This is a genomic window from Alienimonas chondri (assembly GCF_013036045.1).
Classification (GTDB): domain Bacteria; phylum Planctomycetota; class Planctomycetia; order Planctomycetales; family Planctomycetaceae; genus Alienimonas; species Alienimonas chondri.
In genome coordinates this window covers 1-20,791 of record NZ_WTPX01000005.1, presented here as the reverse complement: position 1 = coordinate 20,791, position 20,791 = coordinate 1, and the positions used below count along the sequence as shown (strand labels likewise).

Below are 20,791 nucleotides of genomic sequence, written 5' to 3'. Positions count from 1 at the left end.
TCCAGTGCTTAAGTGAACAGGCCGTGGAGGAACCAGCGGCCGGTTCGCAGATCGCGGAACAGCCAAGTTCGCTCGCCGGTCGCCGTCTCCGCCCGCCAGTAGTCCCGCTCGACCCGTGGGCCGGAGCGCCATCCGGACTGCACCCGCTCCGGTCCCCACGCCGACGGAATCTCGACCGTCCCATGGCCTCGGCGGGTGAGTCGGAACGGCGGGCCGTCGGGCACCAGCGAGAGCACCCGCACCGGCTCCGGGGGAGCCAGCAGCGTCGCCGGCCGCGTGCCCGGCAACCAATCGGCCGGCGCCGGGTACTCCGCGATCCCGCCGCCGCCCGCTCCCCCGCCCAAGGCCGGCGTCAGTCGAAAAGATCGCTCCGGCAGCGGGTCGCCGGTCGGTTCGGCGCGGCAGACGCGGTCCGCCCCCAGTCGCCCGGAAAGGGTTTCGAGCAGGTCGGCCAGCTCCCGTTCCCCATCGTCGCCGGCGTCGAACAGCGTGCCGCGAGCGACCCGCAGCCGTTCATGGGCGGTGACCGTCAGCGTGACCCGCCGCGGCGGGGGGAGTTCGGTTCGATCCAACCTCAGGGCGAGCAGCGAGGAAAGCCGGGCGGGATCGTCCGTCGGCCGGGCCGTCGCCAGCAGGAGGGTGCGAGGCTCGCTACGCTCCTCCGGGAGAAACGAGAACGTCGCCTCCCGCACGCCGCGACCGACCAGCAGGCGCGCCAGCGCCCCCGCGATGAGTTCGTCGCAGACTTGGGCGATCGCCTCTCGACTCGCCGGGGGGCCTTGCTCCTCGAACGGGGCGCCTTCCCACACCGCGACCACCGGCGCCGGCGGACGGACCGGTTCGATCGCCTCGGGCATCACGCCGAAGAACTGATCCAGCCGCTCGGCGACGATCGGTCCGAACCGGCTCGGCAGCGACGCCCGCGGCAGCCGGCGAACGCCGCCGACGTCCCAGACCCCCAACTCCCGCAGCGTCCGGAGCAGCTTCGCCGGCAGCCGCAGGGCCGCGGCGGGCAGGCGTTCGAGCCGGTCGTCCTTCTCGTCGCTCGACAGAACCGCCGCCGGCTCCGACCCGAACCGGGCCAGGCCCCACGCGGCTCCCACGCATCCGGCGATCGCCGCCCGGGCCGCGAGCCGTTCGGACCGGGCCAGCCGCACGGCGAACCGCACCAACGACGGTTCCCCGCCGAACAAGTGAGCACAGCCGGTCACGTCCGCCGCCAAGCCGCAGGGTTCCGCGTCGTCGCCGGTCTGGGCGAGCCCCACCCGGGGCGAGAGCCGCTGGGCAAAACGCACGGCAAGATCCTCCAACGCCGCCCGGTCATCCGCGGGAGCGTGCTCGGCCTCGGTCGCGTTCGGGAGGTGCAGCGGCACCTCGGCCAGCGGCATACCGATTCGCACCCCCGCCCGACGAGACTCCCGACAGCACGCCGCGACCTCCCGCCCCCGCCGACCGGGGCGATGCAGCACGAGCGGCAAGAATGAGGCGGCGTCAGCCGGCACGGGCGAACTCCCGGCGTCGGCCTCGGAGGGGGCGGTGCGTTCGTCGGTCGGTTCGTTCGTCGGTTCGTTCGTCGGTGCGTCGGTCGGCGCCTCGGTCGTCTGATCGCGGCGGACTCGCTGCACCGGCCAGTCCGGCATCCACAGGCACAAGATGCGCGTCATCGTTCAGTTCCAGGATTACGCTGCGTTCAGAATCCTCGGGACGAAACGCTCCTCGCCGCCGCAGCACGCGGACGCGCCAGCGTGGGTAGAGGGTGTCCTGCTCCCGCACGCCCGGACCGGGTGCGGGAGCGACTTCCAGTCGCACATCCGCCCAGCAGGCTTCGGAGAGCGCCGCCGCCGGCCGGAGTAGCACGCCGATCCCCGCTCCGGCGTCGGCGCCGGTCTCCGCCGCCAACGCCAGGCGCCGGCCCGCGACCGGATCGTTCCCCGCCGGCAGAAACGCGACCGTCGCCGCCAGCCCGGGGCACCTCAGACAGCGTTCGAGCGCCCACAGCCGATCGCGTAGAGACGACGGACGAACCAGCGCCCGCCGGCCCGCCCCCAGCGCTGCCCACGCCGCCGGCAGCCCGCCGTCGCCGATCACGACGATCGCGCATCGATTCCTTTCCGGCGCCGCGTTTCTCAACGCCCCCGCGACACAGGCGGCGGCGAACCCCCACGGGGGCGGCGCCCCGTCCGCGGCGACCAGCTCCACGAGGCTCGCCGTCCCGCCGATCGAGGGCGGCAACGCCCCGGCGCTCTCGTTGGTCGTCGACTGCGCACGGTCGGCGGTCCCGCAGAACGTCACGCCCCGTAACGATTTCGCCACACTCGCTGCCCGCTCCCGACGAAGCCGGTTGCGCGGCTCCTCAGGGGGAACGGGGGAGAGGTCGGCGGGGGCGAAGAGGGACAACATATGGTGTACGCTCGTGAGCGTACCCGCTGCAGAATGTGTGTCCATCCGAACACGTCAAAATCGCGGGGCATCTCGCCGCCCTCCCGAACGAAGCCGTCCCGAATCAGCGTCGACGATCGCGCGGCGGACCGCCGAGACCGGAGTACGGCAAGCCCCTAGCGCCGCGTCCAGCGGCCATGGTTCTCACTGATCCAAGTTCTCCGTGAGCCAGAGGCAGTTCCATGCGGAGTCGCTCTCAGCCGCCCCAGGACTGATCAGTCCGTTTTCTTGAAGCGAAACTGGAGAGCGAAACTTGGGAAACGAACGAACTCCACTGTGGAGTCACTCGCGAACCTACATTTCTAAGGGTTTTGGGCGACGGATTCCCGCCATGCCGCCCCGTTCCCATGAACGGCCTCCGGAGTAAGTGACGAGAAGGATCGGCACTGTCGACCTCCCCCCAAGCCTGACTGCCCTGTGGGCCGACTGATCCCGACGCAGATGATCTCGATGATGTGCGTCTTAAGTAGTACCTGCTTAGGAGGGTGCGACGGAATTGGGCCTGTGGCTCCCGGCGTCGTCGATTCCCCATCGCGGCTCGGAGCGATCGCCGAGGACGGTTCGTCGATCGGTCCACAGGCTCCCCCGACGGAGACGGCTGCTTCAGACGCCGTCGCGCCCCTCCCGAAGGTCGTTGATTGGGACTTCTTCAGCCTGCCCAAGCCCGTTGAAGAAGAGGAGAAACCCGACGGCGAATCGAGGGAGATCTTCCTCCGAGGGTTCTGGGAGATCGACGGGGAGCGAGTCGCCCAGTTGTGGGTCCGTCAAGCCGATCAGGCGGGCGAGATGCTGTTGGTCCCCCTCGGCGAGAGTCGCGGCGGCGTGACGGCGCTCGAAGCCGGCGCGGACTTCGTCGTGCTTGCGCTCGGCGACGACGACGAGCGCAGCGTGGTGCGACTGTCGAAGCCGGTCGAGGAGTCCACGCCGCAATTGATCGTGCCCCCGCAGCCTTTCCCCAGCGACGTCCGCCCTCGGCGGTATCGCTACGCGGCTTCGCCACGCGCGGGAACGCGGCGTCCCGACCCGAGGCGCACCGGTCGGGAGCCGGCCGGCGCCCCGCCCCCAAGTCGACTCGACTCCGCACCGCCGTCGCCGCGAACGCTGCCGCCGTTGCCCCTTCCGCCTCCACCGCTGCCTCTGCCCCTGCAGCGGTAACTGACAGGCCTCCGCCCACCGACCTGCGTCCCCCCGCCCCTCGAAGTGTCCGAGACGATCGCCGATCGCCGTCGAGCCGCAGGCTTCCCGGTCATCCTGACCGCCGTCGCTTCGCTGCTCTTTGCCGGCACGGCGGAGTCGAGAGATATCTACGTACGGAAGTCCGGGAACGACCTGCTGGGGCTGGGGACGAGTATCCTGCCTTTTCTCACGCTCGGACGAGCAGGCTCGGCCCTGCTTCCGGGCGATCGCGTGTTCGTCGGACCCGGCGTGTACGTCGAGAACGTGACGGTGTCCGGCTCGAATTGCTGGGGGCAGCCCGCGCTCTGGACCGCCGAAACGGCCGGCTCGGTGACGGTCGAGGCGAAAGTCGCCGGGTCGCCGGCGCTCTACGTCAGCGGTTCCTCGGGGCACACATTCCGCGGATTCGCGTTCAAACCGCACGCCGCCGGCGTCGCCACGGATTCCGCGGTGATCCTGTCGAACAGCAACGGCGTCTACCTGGAGGACTGCGCCTGCGACGGCGGACGATGGGGATTCGTCCTTCATCGAACGGCCGCCGTCCTGACCGACTGTCGATACAGCGGGGCCGGCGACGGCGTGTACTGTTTCGAGTTCTCGGCCCTCGAGGCATCCAGATGCAAGATCGCGATCGGCGATGAAGTTCACTCCGGGTTCTTCGCCAGTGATTCGCAATTAACGCTCGCCGACTGCGGCGTGGTCGGCGGGCAGCAAGGCGTTCGTTATGAAAGCGGCCCCGGCGCAAGCCTCACCGACTGCACCGTGATGGACGCCGTCTTCGGCTGCGTGCTGTCCGGCGAGAATGCGGTCCTCCTCCGCTGCGACCTGCTCCTTTGTGCGATCGGTCTGTACCTGCCCTCCGGCGCCGGTCCGCCGCCGGAGGTGCGGGAAAGCACGATCGCCGACGGGACCGTCGGGATTTGGACGGGGCGCCCCAGCTTGACGATGCGGTCGGTTTCGATCACCGGGCACGCCGACGCCGCCCTCCGGGTGGCGACATCCACGCCGGCCTTCCAGCTTGACGCCTTGGACACGGTGTCCGCCTCCGACAACGCCTTCGGAATCGCCTGGGACGGAGACGCGAACGTCTCGCAGACCCTGACGGTGAGCCTGCAAACCTGGAACGACAATCGCTTCCATATTGAAACGGACAACATCGAGACGGTCGACGTCCGCGACGTCGGATTGACGAACGGCGACGCGGGTCTGAGAGTCACGAACGCCGCAACCGTCACCCTGCGAGACAGCGCCTTTCTCGATCACGACGCCGCGGCGAACGACGGCGTCGGCGCTGTGATGCAAGCGCCGAACGTGTCGGTCACCGGCTGCTCGTTCGACCGCGGCGACGACGGGTTGAGGCTCGTGGACGTCACGACCTCGGACATCCGCAACTGCACCTTTCGCGACTGCGGCCGCGCTGCTTTGGGGCTTCAAAACTGCGTGTGGAACTGGGGCGCCTCGGACGCTCTCACGTTCGCGCGAAATCAGATCGCGGTGTCCGCCGTCGATTCGAACTGGACGGTCGACGGCGGGGTCGCCGGGGTGGCGATCCTCGGCCCGGCCGGCGCCCCGGACAGTCGGGGGCTGACGGACGTGGCCGGCGTCGTCACCTGGCGGAACGTGACGGTGAACGACGCGGGCGTGGGATTGGAAAGCCGCACGCCCGTCGACGTCGTGATCGAGAACTGCGAAGCGGTCGGCTGCTCGCAATACGGTCTATATATTGAGCGAGATTCGGGCCAGACAGTCCCCCGGCCGGTCGTATTGAACGGGTTCACCGCGACCGACTGCCTCACCGGGGTGGGATATCATCGTGGCGCCGACGCGGCGCCCGGCTTCGGCGAGGTCGTCCTGAACGACGTCACGGTCTTGCGGACGGCCGCGCTGGACGGGGACGGTTACCTCGTCGGCGGCGCCGGGATCGGCGTGTTGCTGGATCAATGCCCCTTAGATCCGGCCCTTCATACGAACCTCGCCGTCTCCGGCTGTTCCCAGGGGATCTTCGTGGCGGGCGAGGACGCGGTCATCACCGCCCCGATGAACGTGCAGACCAATCAATGCGGAGTCGCGTTGTTCGTGACGGACGGCGGGGCGACGATCTCCGACTGGGTGAATGCGGGGAATCATCAGGCCGTCGAGATCGCCTCCGGCCCCGGCGCCGTGTCGTTGACGGGGTGTCAATTCACCTCTCGCGACTCTGCCGCCAGCGTGCTGACCTCCGGCCCGTTCGCCGCGACGAACTGCACGTTCGCCTCCCAAACCGGCGACGCGATGCTGTTGGCCGGCCCCCCGGGCGAGGCCGTCGACGGTTCCCTCACGGATTGCGTCGTCGGCGCCGCCGGCCTCGACGGATTCCACGTCTCCGCGGACGCCGCGACGGGCGGGGCCGTGACGTTCACCCGGTGCGCCGTCTCGGATGTGGGGAACGACGGCTTCCTAATCGCGAACGGGACGATGTCGACCCTGATCGACTGTCAGGTCTTGGGGTGCGGCCGGGACGGCTTCGGGATGATCGCGGGAGACGCCGTGTTCGCCGGTTGTCTCGCCTCCGACGTCGGCCGGAGCGGCATGCAATTGTCGGACTGCAATGCCGTCTTGCTGGACCGCTGCATGGTGCAGCAGTTCGGGGCGGCCACGGTGGGCGAAGGCTTTACATGCATCCGTTGCGCGGACGTCACGCTCGACCGGTGCGTCGCCTCGTCCGGCCCGTATGACGGCCTGCACGTAAGCGACGGCGGCGCCGGCCCGGTTCCGAGCGGTTCGATCGAAGTGCTTGCCGACAACTTCCTCGCCCGTCATGTGGGGCGCGGCGTGCACGTCGGAGAGGGCGGCCGGCTGACGCTTCGGCACGCCACGCTCGACGCCGTTCAGACCGGCCTGCACTTGGACGGGGGCGAGGCGAAAGTAATCAACAGCGTGCTCGTCGGCGGCGCCTACGGCGTCCGGCGAGGGGCGGGGACGTTGAATACAGACTCCGTCCTCATGTATGGGACCGTTCCCGCCGCCGGCGTCGTGCCCGGGCCGAACGATCTGCTCGACGACCCGATATTCTTCGACGCCCTAAGCGGAGACTACCGCCTCGCCAAAGGCTCCCCGGCCATCAACGCCGGCGCGGACCTCACCGGAACGGTGAACGTGGACCTCATCGGGGCCATCCGCCCGAGCTTCGGTCGTCACGATCTCGGGGCCTACGAGTCCCACGATCCCGCCGGCGGACTCCGCATTCTTCGCTGGAAGCCGACGGCGGAGTGAGGGCGGCTTCGGCTCACATATTTGTGCAAGTCGCAACCGCCCGCTGAGGTCAAGACCGTGAGAAAAAGTCGAAGTGTTCGAGGCGAAGCGACGGGGACACTGGCGACGGAATCGCCCGGTGCATCCAACCACGTCCACGCCCCGCGATCTAATTCGGGGCGGCCATCTTCGCTTTGACCTCTTTATAAATCGCGTCGTACGCCTCGCGGTCGAACGGCGGGCAGCCGGTCGGGTACTGGCCGAGCGGGTGGTCTTTCGTTCGCATAATATTCGTGCAGTAACTGAACGTCCGGCACACCTGCTTGCGATTTAACGTGCCGGACTCCTTCAGGCTGTTAGCGAAGTCCGGATGGGAAAGCGATCCTCGACCGTAGCCGACCAGATCGCACCGGCCGGCGAGCACGTTCGCGGCCGCCGCGGCGAAGGCATAATCCTGTAACCAACTGTACCCGCTGCCGACGACCGGAATGCGAGCGCCATCCGGCGTGACGGCCGCCTCCTGCACCGCCGCGGTTAAAGTGAAGTGGCGATGAATCCCGACGAGCGGGTGTTCCGGCTGGTGATAGCCGTCGGTGGGCGGGTTCTCCGCGGGTCGCACGAGATGCGGGCAGGCATAGGGGTTCCCGCTGGAAACGTTCAACAGGCTGACGCCCCATTCCGCCAGATCGGCGGCCAGGCGTTGCGGCTCGGCGAGATCCGGTTTCGCGTGATCCTGCGGATCGGTGCCGAAACTGTTGGTCAACGGCAGGGCATGGGCGTCCGGTACGCCCAATCCGTCGTCCCCTTTGTGAAACGGGATGCCGTCGTAAGCGTTGAACCGACTGGCGATCAACAGATCGGGAACTTCAGCGCGAATCCGACCGATCAGCTTGCGAATAAAACGAGTGCGATTCTCATAGCTGCCGCCATAGTCTCCCGGCCGGTTCGTTGCGGCGAGGAGTTCGCAGAGGAGATATTTGTGACACTGTTTAATATCGACGAAGTCGCACCCGACCTCCCGAGCGAGCTTCGCCGCGACGACGAACTCGTCCTGAATCCTGCGCAAGTCGCCGTCGGAGAGCGGCTGGACGTCCTCGCCGATCGGGGCGCCGGTCGATTTATCCATCGTCCGCGGATCGAGCAGCGGATCGCGAACCGGGATCAGCGGCCCGCGAAAACTATATCGCCCCGAATGGGTCAGCTGCAGCCCGACGAGGAGGTCGTCGTCTCCGCCGCAAGCGTTTCGGTGCTCGCGGCGACAGCCGGCCAGCATGTCGGCGATTTCAGAGGCGGAGTGGTCCGCGATCCAGAGTTGCCGGGGGTTCATCCGACCGTCGTCCGCGACCGCGGTCGCTTCCCCCCAGATCAATTTCGCCCCGCCGGCGCCGAAGCGGCGATATCGGCGGTAGGTCAATTCGTCCGGTCGCCCGTCCGGCGTGCCGTCGCAGCCCTCCATCGGCTGAACGGCCAGACGATTGCCCAAGGTGCGAACCGGACCGCCGGGAACGGGAACCTGGAGCGGCTCAAACAACGGCGCGAGATCGTCCGTCAGTTCAAGCGGCACGCCCCGCTCCGCGGCGTCCGCGGTGAGATCTTCGGCGGTCTTGTACTTGAAATAGCGGGCCACGGGGCGCTCCAGGGATCGGGGCCGGAGTCTACCCGATCCCGACCCCGAGGTTCTCCCGTGGCAGGGCGACGCGCCTCAGCGGATTCAAACGAGGACGCCGTCGATAATCATCAGGGCCGCGGGGCCGACCAGCACCGCAAAGATGCCGGGGAAAATAAACAGAACCAGCGGGAAGATTAATTTGACCGCCGTCTGCTGGGCACGCTCCTCGGCAAGCTGGCGACGCTTGGTCCGCATGGAGTCGCTTTGCGTCCGCAAGGCCTCGCCGATGCTGCTGCCGAACTTATCCGCTTGAATCAGCACCGCGGCGAGCGCCCGCATATCGTCGACGCCCGTTCTCACGCCGAGGTCGTGCAGCACCTGCCGCCGCGGCGAACCGAGGTTCAACTGTTTGTTGCAGATATTAATCTCTTCGCAGACCGCCGCATGTGTATCCTCTAACTCCTCCGCGACACGCCGCATGCCGGCGTCCAGCCCCAGGCCGGCTTCCACGCAGACGACCATCAGGTCCAAGACGTCCGGCAGGCCGAGGAAGATCTGCTCCTTACGGCTCTTCACCATCAGGAACAGGACGCCCTCGGGAAGATAGAAGCCGAGTCCGCCGAGAATGATCGTGGAGAACGCCGTATTCAGCGTCATCCCGTAGTTGGCCATCCCGTAGACGAACCCCGCCGCCAGTCCGCCGAGCGAGACCGCCGTCTTCAACGCGAGATACAGTTGAGGCGCCGCGGGGCTATGGAACCCCGCGTTAACCATTCGGAGGCGTAACGCGGAGACCTCTTTCTCCGTCTTGGGCGTCAGCGCCTTGGAGAGCGCCGGCGCCGCCTTGCGAGCGGCGTCCTTCAATCCCGACCCGCGCGAACGTTCGTCGCGATCCCCCCGCTTACGGGGATCCTTGAGCCGATCGAGTCGCCCCTCCGCGGCATTGGACGTGCCGGAGAACAATCCCGCCACTCCGAGCGCTCCCAGCAGGATCGCCCCGCCGACGGCGTAGGGCAGCAATTCGACGAGAGACATGGTGATCAGCAGTGAGCGGGGCGAATATGGATTGTGAACCGAGCGGTACGGAACGCGACTAAATTTTAATGTTGACGATCTTCTTGATGACCAGGGCGCCCACCACCTGCAGCACCGTCGCCACGCCGATCATCATGCGGCCGCGGGGATCCTCAAACAGCGGTTCGATATATCCCGGGTTGATGTAGTAGATCGCGAGGAAGGTGGCGACGGGCAACGCCATCAACACCAACCCGGAGATGCGGCCTTCGCCGGTCAGCGCCTGCACCTGTCCCATAATTTGGAAGCGTTCCCGAATCAAATGGCTCAGCTTGTCGAGGATTTCCGCCATATCGCCGCCCGCCGCTCGTTGGATCGCGACCGCGGTGACGAAGAATTTCAGGTCCATGTTGGGGACGCGCTTCAACATGTTTTTCAGAGCGATCTCCAGCGGCAGCCCCAGGTTCTGTTCCTCGTAGGCGAGGCTGAACTCTTTGCTGACCGGTTGCGGCATCTCTTCGACCACGACGTGCAGGCCGCTGGCGAGACTGTGCCCGCTGCGGAGCGCCCGGGCGATTAGTTCCAGGGCGTCCGGCATCTGTGCGGCGAACCGTTTATGGCGCTGCCGACGGATGAACATGACGTACAGCAGCGGACCGAACGCGGCCAATAACGCGGACACCGGGTACAGGGGCGCCGGCGCCCCGCCCAGCACGGCCGCGGCGAAGCCTGCGCCGCCGCAGCCGAGCGTGGCCATAAAGAAGGTATGCGGCGTCATCGGATTGTCGGCCTGCTCCAGCATCAAGCCGAGCTTCGTCAAAGACCCGCCGATTCGCCCCGCGATGCCGGTCATGCCGCCGGACGCCTCGGCGAGCAATTCGCTGGTCTTCAGCTTGGGAGCCGCCTTCTTCCCTCCTACCAGCGTCGCCAGACGATCTTCAACGTCGGTGGCGGCGCTGTTCCGCCATGTCGCCAAGGCCCCCAGCGCCAGCAGCGCGACGAACCCGAAGGCGAACAGCGAGATGACCAGCGGGGAGGCGAACATAGGAACGGGGGGCGAAAGGCGTATGGCGTGCAAGAAACGCGGAGCGATGGGAGCGACGTGCGGGCTTCAGCCCTCGACGCCACGCCCTCTATTTCTGAATCACCCGAGGCGCCGTGCGGCGAACAGGTTGTGCGGCAGCTTCACGCCCGCCGATTCGAGTCGATCCATAAACGCGGGGCGGACTCCGGTACTCTCGAAGTGCCCGAACGCTTTGCCGTCCTCGCCGATTCCGTCCTGCACGAATTCAAAAATCTTCTGCATCACGATCGTGTCGCCCTCCATACCGACCACCTCAGTGATGTCCGTCACCTTACGCGGTCCGCCTTGGAGGCGGTTTGCTTGAATAATCAGGTCGACGGCACTGGCGAATTGATTGCGCAGCGCCCGGATGGGCAGTTCGATCCCGCCCATGGAGATCATCGTCTCGAGTCGGCTGACGGCGTCCCGGGGGGTGTTGGCGTGAATGGTGGTCAGCGAGCCTTCGTGACCGGTGTTCATCGCTTGCAGCATGTCGAGGGCTTCCGGGCCGCGACACTCGCCGATAATGATTCGGTCCGGTCGCATTCGCAGGGCGTTCTTCACGAGGTCGGTCGCCGTGACGGCCCCCTTCCCCTCGATGTTCGGCGGACGCGTTTCCAACCGCAGGGTATGCGGTTGCTGAAGCTGAAGTTCCGCGGCGTCTTCGATCGTGATAATTCGTTGGTCCGGCTGAATAAAGCTGGACAACGTATTGAGCAGCGTCGTTTTACCGGAGCCGGTTCCTCCCGAGACGAGCACGTTGAGCCGGGCCTTCATCGCTCCTTCGAGCAACATGACCATCTCCGGCGTAAAGGCGCCGAATCGCAGCAAGTCTTCCAGCGTCAGCGGGTTGGAACCGAACCGCCGAATCGTGATGGCCGCCCCGTCGAGCGCGAGCGGCGCGATAATCGCGTTGACGCGAGAGCCGTCCGGCAGGCGGGCGTCGCACATCGGGCTGGTTTCGTCGATCCGACGGCCGACCTTGGAGACGATCCGATCGAGGATCTGCAACAAATGGTCGTTGTCCCGGAAGGTGACCGGGCTTTTGAGGATGCGCCCGTCCTTCTCAATATAAATACACTTCGGGCCGTTGATCATGATGTCCGCGATCCCCTCTTCCTTGAGGAGGATCTCGAGCGGACCAAACCCGAAGGTCTCGTCGAGAACCTCTTCGACCAGGCGTTCCCGCTCTCCGCGGTTCAGCAGCGGGTTCTCGGTGTCGCAGAGGTGCTCAACGACGAGACGAATCTCGCGGCGAAGCGTGTCCCCTTCGAGATCGCCCAGGCGGGACAGGTCGAGTTTATCGACCAGCTTGCCATGGATTAGACGTTTCAGATCCTCGAAATCCATCTGCTCGCCGGGGCGGCCGGTCGGGGTGCGGCCGGGGCGGGCGGCGGTGCGGGCGGCGGACATAGCAGCGCGGGAGATCGGGGAAGCGGCGACACCGGCGAAAGGGGAGGGGCCGGTTTGAGAACCTAGGTCACGCCGATCGGTCGAGCGGACGGCGCCGGAGAGGATGGGGACGTTGCAGTTGGGCAACGTGCGAGCGGACCGTTCGTGCGGATTTTGCCACGGCGATCCGTCCCTTCTTCATCGCTTCCTGACAACGCGTGATCGCGAAACGGGGTCGGTGGTCGTCTCGCGAAAAGCTAGGGTTCGCCTCGCCGACGTTCGTCTCCCCCGACGCCCGATTCCCGGATGCCGTCCATGTCCGTTCTGGCCGCCCCTCCCTCGCCGGTCGCCCCGGATGCCGCGATCCCATCGGATCGCCTCGTCGCCGAGGACCGGCCGTTACCGTCTTTGGACTTCGGAGAGGGCTTGGAGAGCGGCGACGGCGACTCCGGTTCCTCTTCCCCCCAGCCACCGGGCGCCCATGCTCCGGTTCAGCCACGGACCGGCGATCAGGACGACGTCCGTCAGCCGGACACCGGGCCGGTGCCGAAAACGTTCGTGCTCGATACCAATGTCGTCCTGCACGATTCGCAGTGCCTGCGGAGCTTCGCGGAGCATGACGTCGCCGTGCCCATGACGGTGCTGGAGGAGCTCGATCGGTTCAAAAAGGGGGCCGAGGAAAAGCACTTCCACGCCCGTCGGTTCCTGCGTGAACTCGATGGATTGACCGGCGAACTGCTGTCGACGGCCGGCATCAGGCTGGGAACCGCCGGCGACGGCTCGCCGTTGGGACGGGTGCGGGTGGTGATGGGGCGGCGGGACGACCCCGCGATCAAGGGCGTGTTCTCCGAAGACACGCCGGATCACCGCATCCTCGCGGCGGCGATGGCCGTGCATCGGGCCGAGGGCAGCCGTCGGATCGTCGTGCTCGTCACCAAAGACACGAACCTCCGCATGAAGGCCAAGGCGCTGGGCCTGATCGCTCAGGATTGGGAGGCCGACAAGGTGGAGAGCCACGAGGCGCTCTATACGGGGAAGCGAATCGTCCAGCACATGCCGACGGCGACGGTGGATCGCTTCTATACCGGCGCCGGCAGCGTGCCGATCGACGAACTGCCGGAGGTCGTCGATCCGATTCCCAACGAAAACTTCATCCTCCGCAATGGGTCGAAGTCCGCTCTCGCGACCTATCTCCCCGGCCCGCGCGAGTTTCATCGGGTGGAGAAGGCGTCGGCCTCCGGCATCACCCCCCGCAACGCGGAGCAGAGCTTCGCAATCCGGGCCCTATTGGATGACGACGTGCGGCTGGTGACTCTCACCGGCAAGGCCGGCAGCGGCAAAACGTTGCTGGCGTTGGCCGCGGCGCTCGCCCAGCGGACGAAATATCGGCAAATTCTCTTAGCCCGGCCGGTCGTACCGCTGTCGAACCGCGACCTGGGTTTTCTACCGGGCGATATCGGGGCGAAGCTCGACCCGTATATGCAGCCGCTGCACGACAACCTCTCCGTCATCCGCCATGCCCTGGGCGACGAGAGCGAGGAGGCCAAGCGTATTCCGTTGATGCTGGAGTCCGGCAAGCTGGAGATCAGCCCGCTGGCTTATATCCGCGGACGCAGCCTGCCGCGGATTTATTTCATCATCGACGAAGCGCAGAACCTCACGCCGCACGAGGTGAAAACGATCGTCACCCGGGCCGGCGAAGGCACGAAAATCGTCCTCACCGGCGACGTGAAGCAGATCGACCACCCCTACCTCGACGGTCTCTCCAACGGCCTGTCGCACCTGATTCACCGGATGACGGGCCAACCCCTGTACGCCCACGTCACGCTGGAGAAAGGCGAACGCAGCGAACTGGCTGAACTCGCCAGCGATCTGCTTTAAGCCCCGCCTCGCCGGCCTCGCCCCGGGCGGCGCCCCCACCGACGCTCCGGGCCGCCTCGAACGTCTGCGGCAGGGGCGATACTTTGCAGAACGTTCCATTTCGCTCGTCGCTGGATTGTGCCGTGCCGCCCTCCCCCGCCGAACCGCTCCGGTTCAAATTTCAGTTTCTGAACGAGCAGGGGCAGCCCACCGGGATCTTCCGAAAGAAAGGTTCGTGGGACGGGGAGACGCTCACGCTGGACGATCTCGTTCTGCCGGCGCCGGCGTTGCTCGACGTGCAGGCGCGTGAAAAATTGCTCTTCCTCGCGATCCCGGAGGCGACGGGGCCGAGCGGGGATGAGCAGGACGACGAGTTCGACGAACCGGCGGCCGACGGGGGTATCCAGCTGGCGACGCTCGGCCTGACGGTCTCCGGCGGAGCGACGGCGAAGTCGTTGAAGGCCGCCGTGGATATCGCCCGCAGCGGCGTCTGGGCGGAGGGGCACCGGAAAGAGTTGGAGAAAGAGGGACGCGGGGCCGCGTTTCGTACCGCTCGGTGTCCCCACTGCGATGCAACGGTGGTGCTGTCCGATATGCCGAAGTCGCCGCAGGTCTTCTGTTCGTTCTGCGACACGCTGTGGAACGAACGGACCGCCGCCGACCCGCCCGGCTGGGAGAAAGCCCACAAGGTCTGCGACGACTGCGGCTACTATGCGGCGCCGCGGAAATTCACCGTCTTCTACTTCTACTTCCTGCTGGTGGTTTACGGTTGGCGAACCCGGACCACCTGGCGCTGCCCGGCTTGTATGCGGGGGGACGCCTGGAAAATGCTGGTCCTCAATACGCCCTTTGTGCTGGGCGTGCCGGTCGCCCTCACCCAACTCGCTCGCACCTACGGCAGCGGCCTCACGGGCGGCCCGTACGCGGGGTTGGATGCCGGCAACAAAGCGGCCCGAGCCGGGAAGTTCGATGCAGCGATCGCCAAGTACCGCGCGATCCTCGAACGACTCGGGGCCGGCGCCGGGGTGAAGTACAACCTGGGAATGGCGCTGGCCGGCGAGGGCGATCTGAACCGCGCGGCCGACGCCTTTCTTGCCAGCCTGTCCGACTGTTCGAACTACGCCCCGGCGTATCAGCGGGTCATGCCGTTGCTGGAGGAGACCGGCCGGACCGAGGAGCTGGAGGAGTTGAAGCGCCAATGGGCTTGAGAATGGTTTCAAGTGGAAGGAAAGAAGGTTGAAAGGGACGCGACTCTGAAGTGCCCTCCGCACTCGCCGCTCGCCCCACCTTCAACCTTTCACCTGAAACGCGCTCGCTTCGACAGACGCTGCCCTTCGTCGTACCTTCCCGCTCCCGCCGACTTCCTCCCCTTCCACTGTCCTCCATGGCCGATCTTGCGGAGTTCGCCGCCGCAGCCCGTCGTTTGGCCGATTCCGTCGCGGAACTCGATCGGCAGGCCCGCGTCCTGGAAGTCCCGCCGACCACGGAGCGGGCGTGGTACGACACGCTGCACGGCAAGCTGCTGCCTCAACTCCCCGGCCCGGGCGGCGGCGGAGCGTTTCTGGTGGTGGCCGTCGTGGGCGGGACGAACCTCGGCAAGTCGCTGATTTTCAATCACCTCGCCGGTTACGCGGCCAGTTCGAGCAGCAAGTTCGCCAGCGGGACGAAGCATCCGACCTGCCTAGTCCCCACGGGGTTCAGCGAGACTCATCGGCTCGAAGAGGTCTTTCCCGGCTTCGTCCCGGTGCGCATCGACGCCGACGACGCGGATGCGGCGCTGCGGGCGGACGACCGCGATCTGCTCTTCTGGGCGGAGAGCGACGTGGTGCCGACGAATCTGCTGCTGCTCGACACCCCGGACGTGGACAGCGACGCCCCCGTGAACTGGGCGCGGGCCGCGAAGATCCGCACCGCCGCGGACGTGCTGCTGGCCGTGCTGACCGAGCAGAAATATAACGACGCCGCCGTCGTGCGGTTCTTCAGAGAGGCCGGCGGCGCGGCCGTGCACGGGGCGGACGCGGCGGTCGTCGTCGTGTTCAATCAGGTCCACCTACCCGGCGACGAGGAATACTGGCCGACGTGGGTCGGTACGTTCGCGGAACGCACGGGGATCGAGCCGGACCTGCTGTTTCTCGCTCCGCACGATGCCGCCGCCGCCGCGGACCTGCGACTTTCCTTCCAGGAACGACCGTGGCCGCCGGCGGACGACGCTGATCCAAGCCGGACGCATGCGTCCGGCTTGGGCGAGGAACGAGGCGGCGAGAGCCTGCGGACGGCGCTCTCCGAGTTGCACTTCGACGAGGTGAAGCTGCGGACGTTGTCGGGTGCCGTCGATCGCCTGGCGAGTCCCTCCGACGGCGTGCCGGCGTGGCTGGCGGAGGTCCGTGACGCCGCGAGTCGCTTCGCCGCCGCCGGCGAGCACCTGATGGGCGAATTGACCGACAGCAAGGCGAAGTGGCCGCCGGTGCCGGCGTCGGTGATGGTCGAAGAAGTTCGCGACTGGTGGCGCGGCCGTCGCACCGGGATGACGAAAACCGTCGCGGACGCCTACGGCGCCGTCGGCGGATTGCTCGCCCAACCGTTCCGGGCATTGAACCGGCAGGTCCGCGGCCCGGCTCAGCCCCCGCTGGAGAACTATGCGAAGGATGAGTTCGCGCTGTTTCGCCGCGCCGTCGAGCGATTATTCACGCAACTCGAAAGCCTTCGCGAAACCGATCCGATTCTCGCCCCCCGCCTCGCCAAGGTCTTGGGCGGTTCGCCGCGGGCGGAGCTGCTGGAGCGGCTCCGCACCGATCACGCCGCCTGCGATCTGCACGGCGAACTGGCGGAGTTAGTGCAGAAAGAGATGGACGCGATGCTCGTTAACAACCCTCGGGCGGGCCGCTGGTTGCGAACGCTGGACGCCGCCGCGGTGATGGGCCGCCCGGCGTTGACGGTCGGATTGCTCGGAACCGGGGTGATCGGGACAGAGATGGCCGCCGCGGGGATCACCGTGGTGGCCGACACGCTCGTGGGCGGAGCGGCGGTCGCGGCGGGCGAGGCGGCGGGGGCGGGCGCCGGGACATTGACCATGAAGGTCAATGCAAAGGTCGCGCGGATCGAACGCCGTTTCGCGGAGAGCCGCCGGGCCTGGCTCGAACGCTGGGTCCGGGACGCGCTGCTGGGGCCGCTGGTCACCGACGTCACGCACGCGGCGGGGCTGCCCGACTCCGCAGCGTTCGCGGCCGTCGGCGACGCGCTCGAGGAGTTGCAGGCGACCAGCGGCGAGCCGCAGACCGTCGAGTCGACTTCCGCGCCCGCACGCATCGGGGGCTGACGCCCGCCCGTTCGCCATTTGGATCGCCCCATGTCTCCCGACCTCGACCGCCTCGATCAGTTGGCCCGCATCGACGGGCTGCTCCGCCGTGTCCGCGAGTGGGCGGAGGAGCCGGTGGACGCGGCCGGCGCCGAACGAGACGCAGCGAGTTGGGAACCGTTGGCGGACGCCCGCGGGCTGCTGCGGCGGGTGTTGTCGCGGGCGGAAGCGGTCCGGGTGCGATTGGAGGCGCCGCTGGTCGTCGCCACCTTCGGCGGCACCGGCACCGGCAAGAGCACCTTGGTGAACGCGCTGGTCGGCGAGGAGGTCGCCCGGCCGGGTAAGCAGCGTCCGACCACCACCACCCCGACGCTCGTCGCCCACCCGGACACCGATCTCGAACCGCTCGGTCTCCCGCTGGACCGCGTGCGAGTGAAGCGGGCCGACGCCGGGGCGCTGCGGGAGTTCATCCTTATCGACTGCCCGGACCCGGATACCACTGAGGTCCAGGCCGAGGGCGAGGGCGCCGCGACGAACCTCGGTCGGCTCCGCGAACTGCTGCCGCACTGCGACGTGCTGCTGGTGGTCAGCACGCAGCAGAAATACCGCAACGCCCGTGTCGCGGATGAATTGGCCCACGCGGCCCGCGGTTGCCGGCTGCTGTTCGTGCAAACGCACGCCGCCGAAGACGGCGATATCCGCGAGGACTGGCGACGGGTGCTCGGCGAGCGATTCGAGCTGTCGCCGGAGGATCTCTACTTCGTCGATTCCGTCCGAGCGAAGGCGGAACGCGACGCCGGCCGGCTGCCCACCGGCGAGTTCGCCCGTCTCCAGGAAACGCTGCGGACCGAACTCTCCGAGCACGCCCGGGTTGCGGTGCGGCGGGCCAACCTGCTCGACCTGCTGCACGGAGCGTTGGAGCGGGCCGACGCCAACGTCCGCGCCCGGCGCCCGGCGTTGGATCGCGTCGGCGAGAAGCTGACGGAAGAACGCGAAGCCCTCACCACCGCGATGACGAGTCGCTTGCGGGAGGAACTGCTCGGCAACCCCGGCGTGTGGGAGCGGCGACTGGCCGACGCGGTGGCGACCGATTGGGGCGTCAGCCCGTTCAGCATCGCCCTGCGGTTCTACAACGGCATCGGCGGGTACATCACCTCGTCCAGCTTATTTCGAGCGAGGAACGCCGCCGCGGTGGCGCTGGTCGGCGCCACGATGGCCGGGCAGAAGCTGCGTGAGTACCACGCCGGCAACGCCGCGGACGCCGGCCTCGATCAGCTCGGGGCGTTCGGGCAGGACGACGGCTTATTACGTGACGCCCGCTTCCGACTCCAGGGATTCACCTCGGACGCCGGTCTGCCGAGCGAATTGCTGACGCTCACCGACGAACAGATCCGCGATCAGGGGGTCGCCGCGGAGGGTCGGTTCCTCGAAGGGGTACGCGGACGGGTCGACGGGCTGATCAAGTCGCTCGCGGCGAAGAACAGTCGCACCGTCGTGCGGATCTGGTACGAGGTCCTGCTGATGAGCCTGCCGGCGGTAATCCTGCTGCGCGCGGCGAAGAACTTCTTCTGGGACACGTTCCTGTATCCGCTGCTCTTCGGCGACGCCGAGGCGAGCGACGCCGCAGATCCTGCGCTCTACGGCGGCGATTACTGGCTCGCGGGCGCCGTCTTCGCCAGCCTCTGGGCGGGGCTGCTGGTGATGCTGTTCAGCCGGCGCCTGCGACGCGGCTTGGACCGCGAAGTCAACGAGTTGGCCCGCAGCATCTCCGCCGGCCGCAGCGCCCGCGGCTACGGGGCCGCGGGACTGTTTCCGAAGCTCGACGCCGCGGTCAATCGCGCGGCAGCCGGAGCCGATCGGCTCCATCGCCTCGCGGGGGAAGCCGGCGACGCCCGCAATCGGTTGGCGGGAACCACAGTCGCCGGAGCGGGCGCCAAGCGACCACCTTCCGACGCCGCCCATGAAAACGCCCCGGCCGCCTGATGCGGACGGGGCGTCGGACGCGGAACGCCGCTTTGTCGTTTAACGCTGGGGGTTGAAGCGGGTGCTGGGCTGCGGATCGATTTCGCTGCCCAGTCGGCCGCGGTTCGGACTGAACAGGCCGCTGGTGCCGGACCCCGGATCCGGATCGATCTGCCGGTTGCGATCGCCGCGGAGATTGAAGTCCGGGTCGTCGCCCGGGACGAACCGGCGACGGGTGGTCGAGACGCCCATCGTGTCGAGGAACGTCTTGAGGGTCTTGACCGCGATGCCGTTCCGCTCCGCTTGCGACCGGATCTCTTCACGAGCCAAACGCATCCGCGTGTAGGCGGCTTTGCGAGCCGGGTCGGAGACTTCGGAGGGATCGGGGATCGTGCCGAGAACCAGCATTTCCGTGTTCACATCCAACGGCTGATTGGTGTCCGGGTCGCCGTCGCCGTCGACCCAGTTGCCTTCGTCATCGACGTACACGCTGATCTCGGCGCCGGCGTCATTTAGGATGCGACGCAGGCGGTCGCGTTCGCCGGCGGTGTTGCCGTCGCCGTCGAGATCGATCATCCCCACGAAGGCAAACGTGCTCTTGCGGCCCGGCGACCAGGCGGGGCTGAAGATCAGGTCGCCGACGGAGAGCGGTTCCAACGTCGTGACTTCGGTGATGCGAGCCTCGGAGATCTGCTCATCCACGCTCAGAACTTCGATCGAACCCTTCAAAGCGCTGGCGTCGCCGCCGGTCGGGCCGACGAGATCCTTATCGTAAACGCTGAAGGTCACGCCGGGCCGCAGGTTCTGGGCGCTGCCGATGTTCAGATAGACCGTGTCGGTGCTGCGTTGCAGGTTGACGATCTTGCCGTCCGGGCTGGTGAAGGAGCGAGTCTCGATCTCCGCCAGTTTGCGGATCAAGCGGGTGTTGGTGAGACGATATTCCGTGATCTGCTCGTTCAGAGCGTCGGTCTGGTTCGCCATCTGCTCCTTCGTCTCCTCCAGCTCCGCTTTGGTGGCGGCGAGCTGATCCTCGATCTCCTGACGGCGGGCCTGCTCGGCTTGAACACGTTCGTCGGCGCTGGTCTGCACGTCGTTTTTGTCCGCCAACGCATTCATGCGGGCGGCGTTGTACTGCTGGGCTTCTTGGCTGTACTTGCTCTCCAACGCATTGATCTGCCGGCGAAGCTCCGCGATATCGAGGGCTTGCGAGCCGGTCTTGATGCGTTCCTGCTCCAACAGAGCGGAGAGATTCTCGGCGACCGAGACGATGTTCGTTTCCCCCTGCCCGGTGTTCAGGGCCGCGATCTTGGCTTTCGCCTCGCCCAGCACGGTGCCGGCGCCTTCGTCCTGCAAACCGGTGTCCGACGCGGTGATACCGAGAGACGTCTTGATCGCGTCGCGCTCGGCCCGCAGGGTTTCGTTCACCCGTTGGACGTTGTCCTTCTCGGTCTGAATCGTCTGGTAGCGGGTCTCGTTCTGGGTGTAGTTCCGATAGAACAGGAACGCCGCGACCGTGGCGATCAACGCGATCACCACCGCGATAATCAACCCGACGGTCAGGCCTGTGGATTTGCCTTGTACTGCCATGGGGACGGGTGCGGGAGACCAGGACGGGGGCGGGGACGAACGCAAACTGCCGACACCTGATCTTCGACGCGGAGGAACGCCCGTCAAGACGCCGCGCCCCGCCGTGCGCGTGCTGGAGGGCGGGGGCGGGGGTTCGATTGGGTTCTGTGGGGTACGACGCGCT

At 67.1% G+C, this 20,791-nt stretch carries 12 protein-coding genes; 6 read left to right on the top strand and 6 right to left on the bottom strand.

Going from position 1 to position 20,791, the window contains the following annotated elements:
- Positions 1-8: 8 nt before the first annotated feature.
- Positions 9-1,664, bottom strand: coding sequence for a hypothetical protein (locus LzC2_RS01365; RefSeq protein ID WP_171182937.1), 1,656 nt, complete (start codon positions 1,662-1,664; stop codon positions 9-11).
- Positions 1,665-2,943: 1,279 nt separating this feature from the next.
- On the opposite strand from LzC2_RS01365, the gene LzC2_RS01360 reads away from it, so the two are divergent.
- Both LzC2_RS01360 and LzC2_RS01355 read left to right on the top strand, forming a co-directional pair.
- Positions 2,944-3,594, top strand: coding sequence for a hypothetical protein (locus LzC2_RS01360; RefSeq protein ID WP_171182935.1), 651 nt, complete (start codon positions 2,944-2,946; stop codon positions 3,592-3,594).
- Positions 3,595-3,639: 45 nt separating this feature from the next.
- A complete protein-coding gene (locus LzC2_RS01355; RefSeq protein ID WP_171182933.1) occupies positions 3,640-6,867 on the top strand; it encodes a right-handed parallel beta-helix repeat-containing protein in 3,228 nt (1,075 codons plus the stop codon).
- A gap of 148 nt (positions 6,868-7,015) precedes the next feature.
- Here the strand turns inward: LzC2_RS01355 and LzC2_RS01350 are convergent, their stop codons facing one another.
- The 4 genes from LzC2_RS01350 to LzC2_RS01335 all read right to left on the bottom strand — a co-directional run bounded on the left by LzC2_RS01350 (position 7,016) and on the right by LzC2_RS01335 (position 11,945).
- Positions 7,016-8,473 (bottom strand): oxidoreductase, encoded by a 1,458-nt coding sequence (locus LzC2_RS01350; RefSeq protein WP_171182931.1) that lies wholly within the window; start codon positions 8,471-8,473, stop codon positions 7,016-7,018.
- 84 nt (positions 8,474-8,557) lie between these two features.
- On the bottom strand, positions 8,558-9,490 hold the full coding sequence (locus LzC2_RS01345; RefSeq protein WP_171182929.1) for a type II secretion system F family protein: 933 nt from the start codon (positions 9,488-9,490) through the stop codon (positions 8,558-8,560).
- Positions 9,491-9,548: 58 nt separating this feature from the next.
- The gene (locus tag LzC2_RS01340) at positions 9,549-10,514 is read right to left on the bottom strand and encodes a type II secretion system F family protein (RefSeq protein WP_171182927.1); all 966 of its coding nucleotides are present in this window, start codon (positions 10,512-10,514) and stop codon (positions 9,549-9,551) included.
- 99 nt (positions 10,515-10,613) lie between these two features.
- The gene (locus LzC2_RS01335) at positions 10,614-11,945 is read right to left on the bottom strand and encodes a TadA family conjugal transfer-associated ATPase (protein WP_171182925.1); all 1,332 of its coding nucleotides are present in this window, start codon (positions 11,943-11,945) and stop codon (positions 10,614-10,616) included.
- A gap of 294 nt (positions 11,946-12,239) precedes the next feature.
- Between LzC2_RS01335 and LzC2_RS01330 the strand changes: the two genes are divergently transcribed.
- The 4 genes from LzC2_RS01330 to LzC2_RS01315 all read left to right on the top strand — a co-directional run bounded on the left by LzC2_RS01330 (position 12,240) and on the right by LzC2_RS01315 (position 19,062).
- The gene (locus LzC2_RS01330; RefSeq protein WP_171182923.1) at positions 12,240-13,805 is read left to right on the top strand and encodes a PhoH family protein; all 1,566 of its coding nucleotides are present in this window, start codon (positions 12,240-12,242) and stop codon (positions 13,803-13,805) included.
- 122 nt (positions 13,806-13,927) lie between these two features.
- The gene (locus LzC2_RS01325; protein WP_171182921.1) at positions 13,928-14,992 is read left to right on the top strand and encodes a tetratricopeptide repeat protein; all 1,065 of its coding nucleotides are present in this window, start codon (positions 13,928-13,930) and stop codon (positions 14,990-14,992) included.
- 176 nt (positions 14,993-15,168) lie between these two features.
- Positions 15,169-17,100, top strand: coding sequence for a GTPase (locus tag LzC2_RS01320; RefSeq protein WP_171182919.1), 1,932 nt, complete (start codon positions 15,169-15,171; stop codon positions 17,098-17,100).
- Positions 17,101-17,130: 30 nt separating this feature from the next.
- Positions 17,131-19,062 (top strand): GTPase domain-containing protein, encoded by a 1,932-nt coding sequence (locus tag LzC2_RS01315; RefSeq protein ID WP_171182917.1) that lies wholly within the window; start codon positions 17,131-17,133, stop codon positions 19,060-19,062.
- Between the two features lie 39 nt (positions 19,063-19,101).
- Here LzC2_RS01315 and LzC2_RS01310 read toward each other — a convergent pair whose 3' ends face one another.
- The gene (locus LzC2_RS01310; RefSeq protein WP_171182915.1) at positions 19,102-20,628 is read right to left on the bottom strand and encodes an AAA family ATPase; all 1,527 of its coding nucleotides are present in this window, start codon (positions 20,626-20,628) and stop codon (positions 19,102-19,104) included.
- Between the last annotated feature and the right edge of the window lie 163 nt (positions 20,629-20,791).

Coding starts and splice junctions, on each gene's coding strand:
- LzC2_RS01310 (WP_171182915.1), bottom strand. CDS start 20,628: ATGGCAGTACAAGGCAAATCCACAGGCCTGACCGTCGGGTTGATTATC.
- LzC2_RS01320 (WP_171182919.1), top strand. CDS start 15,169: ATGGCCGATCTTGCGGAGTTCGCCGCCGCAGCCCGTCGTTTGGCCGAT.
- LzC2_RS01315 (WP_171182917.1), top strand. CDS start 17,131: ATGTCTCCCGACCTCGACCGCCTCGATCAGTTGGCCCGCATCGACGGG.
- LzC2_RS01365 (WP_171182937.1), bottom strand. CDS start 1,664: ATGACGCGCATCTTGTGCCTGTGGATGCCGGACTGGCCGGTGCAGCGA.
- LzC2_RS01335 (WP_171182925.1), bottom strand. CDS start 11,945: ATGTCCGCCGCCCGCACCGCCGCCCGCCCCGGCCGCACCCCGACCGGC.
- LzC2_RS01330 (WP_171182923.1), top strand. CDS start 12,240: ATGTCCGTTCTGGCCGCCCCTCCCTCGCCGGTCGCCCCGGATGCCGCG.
- LzC2_RS01340 (WP_171182927.1), bottom strand. CDS start 10,514: ATGTTCGCCTCCCCGCTGGTCATCTCGCTGTTCGCCTTCGGGTTCGTC.
- LzC2_RS01345 (WP_171182929.1), bottom strand. CDS start 9,490: ATGTCTCTCGTCGAATTGCTGCCCTACGCCGTCGGCGGGGCGATCCTG.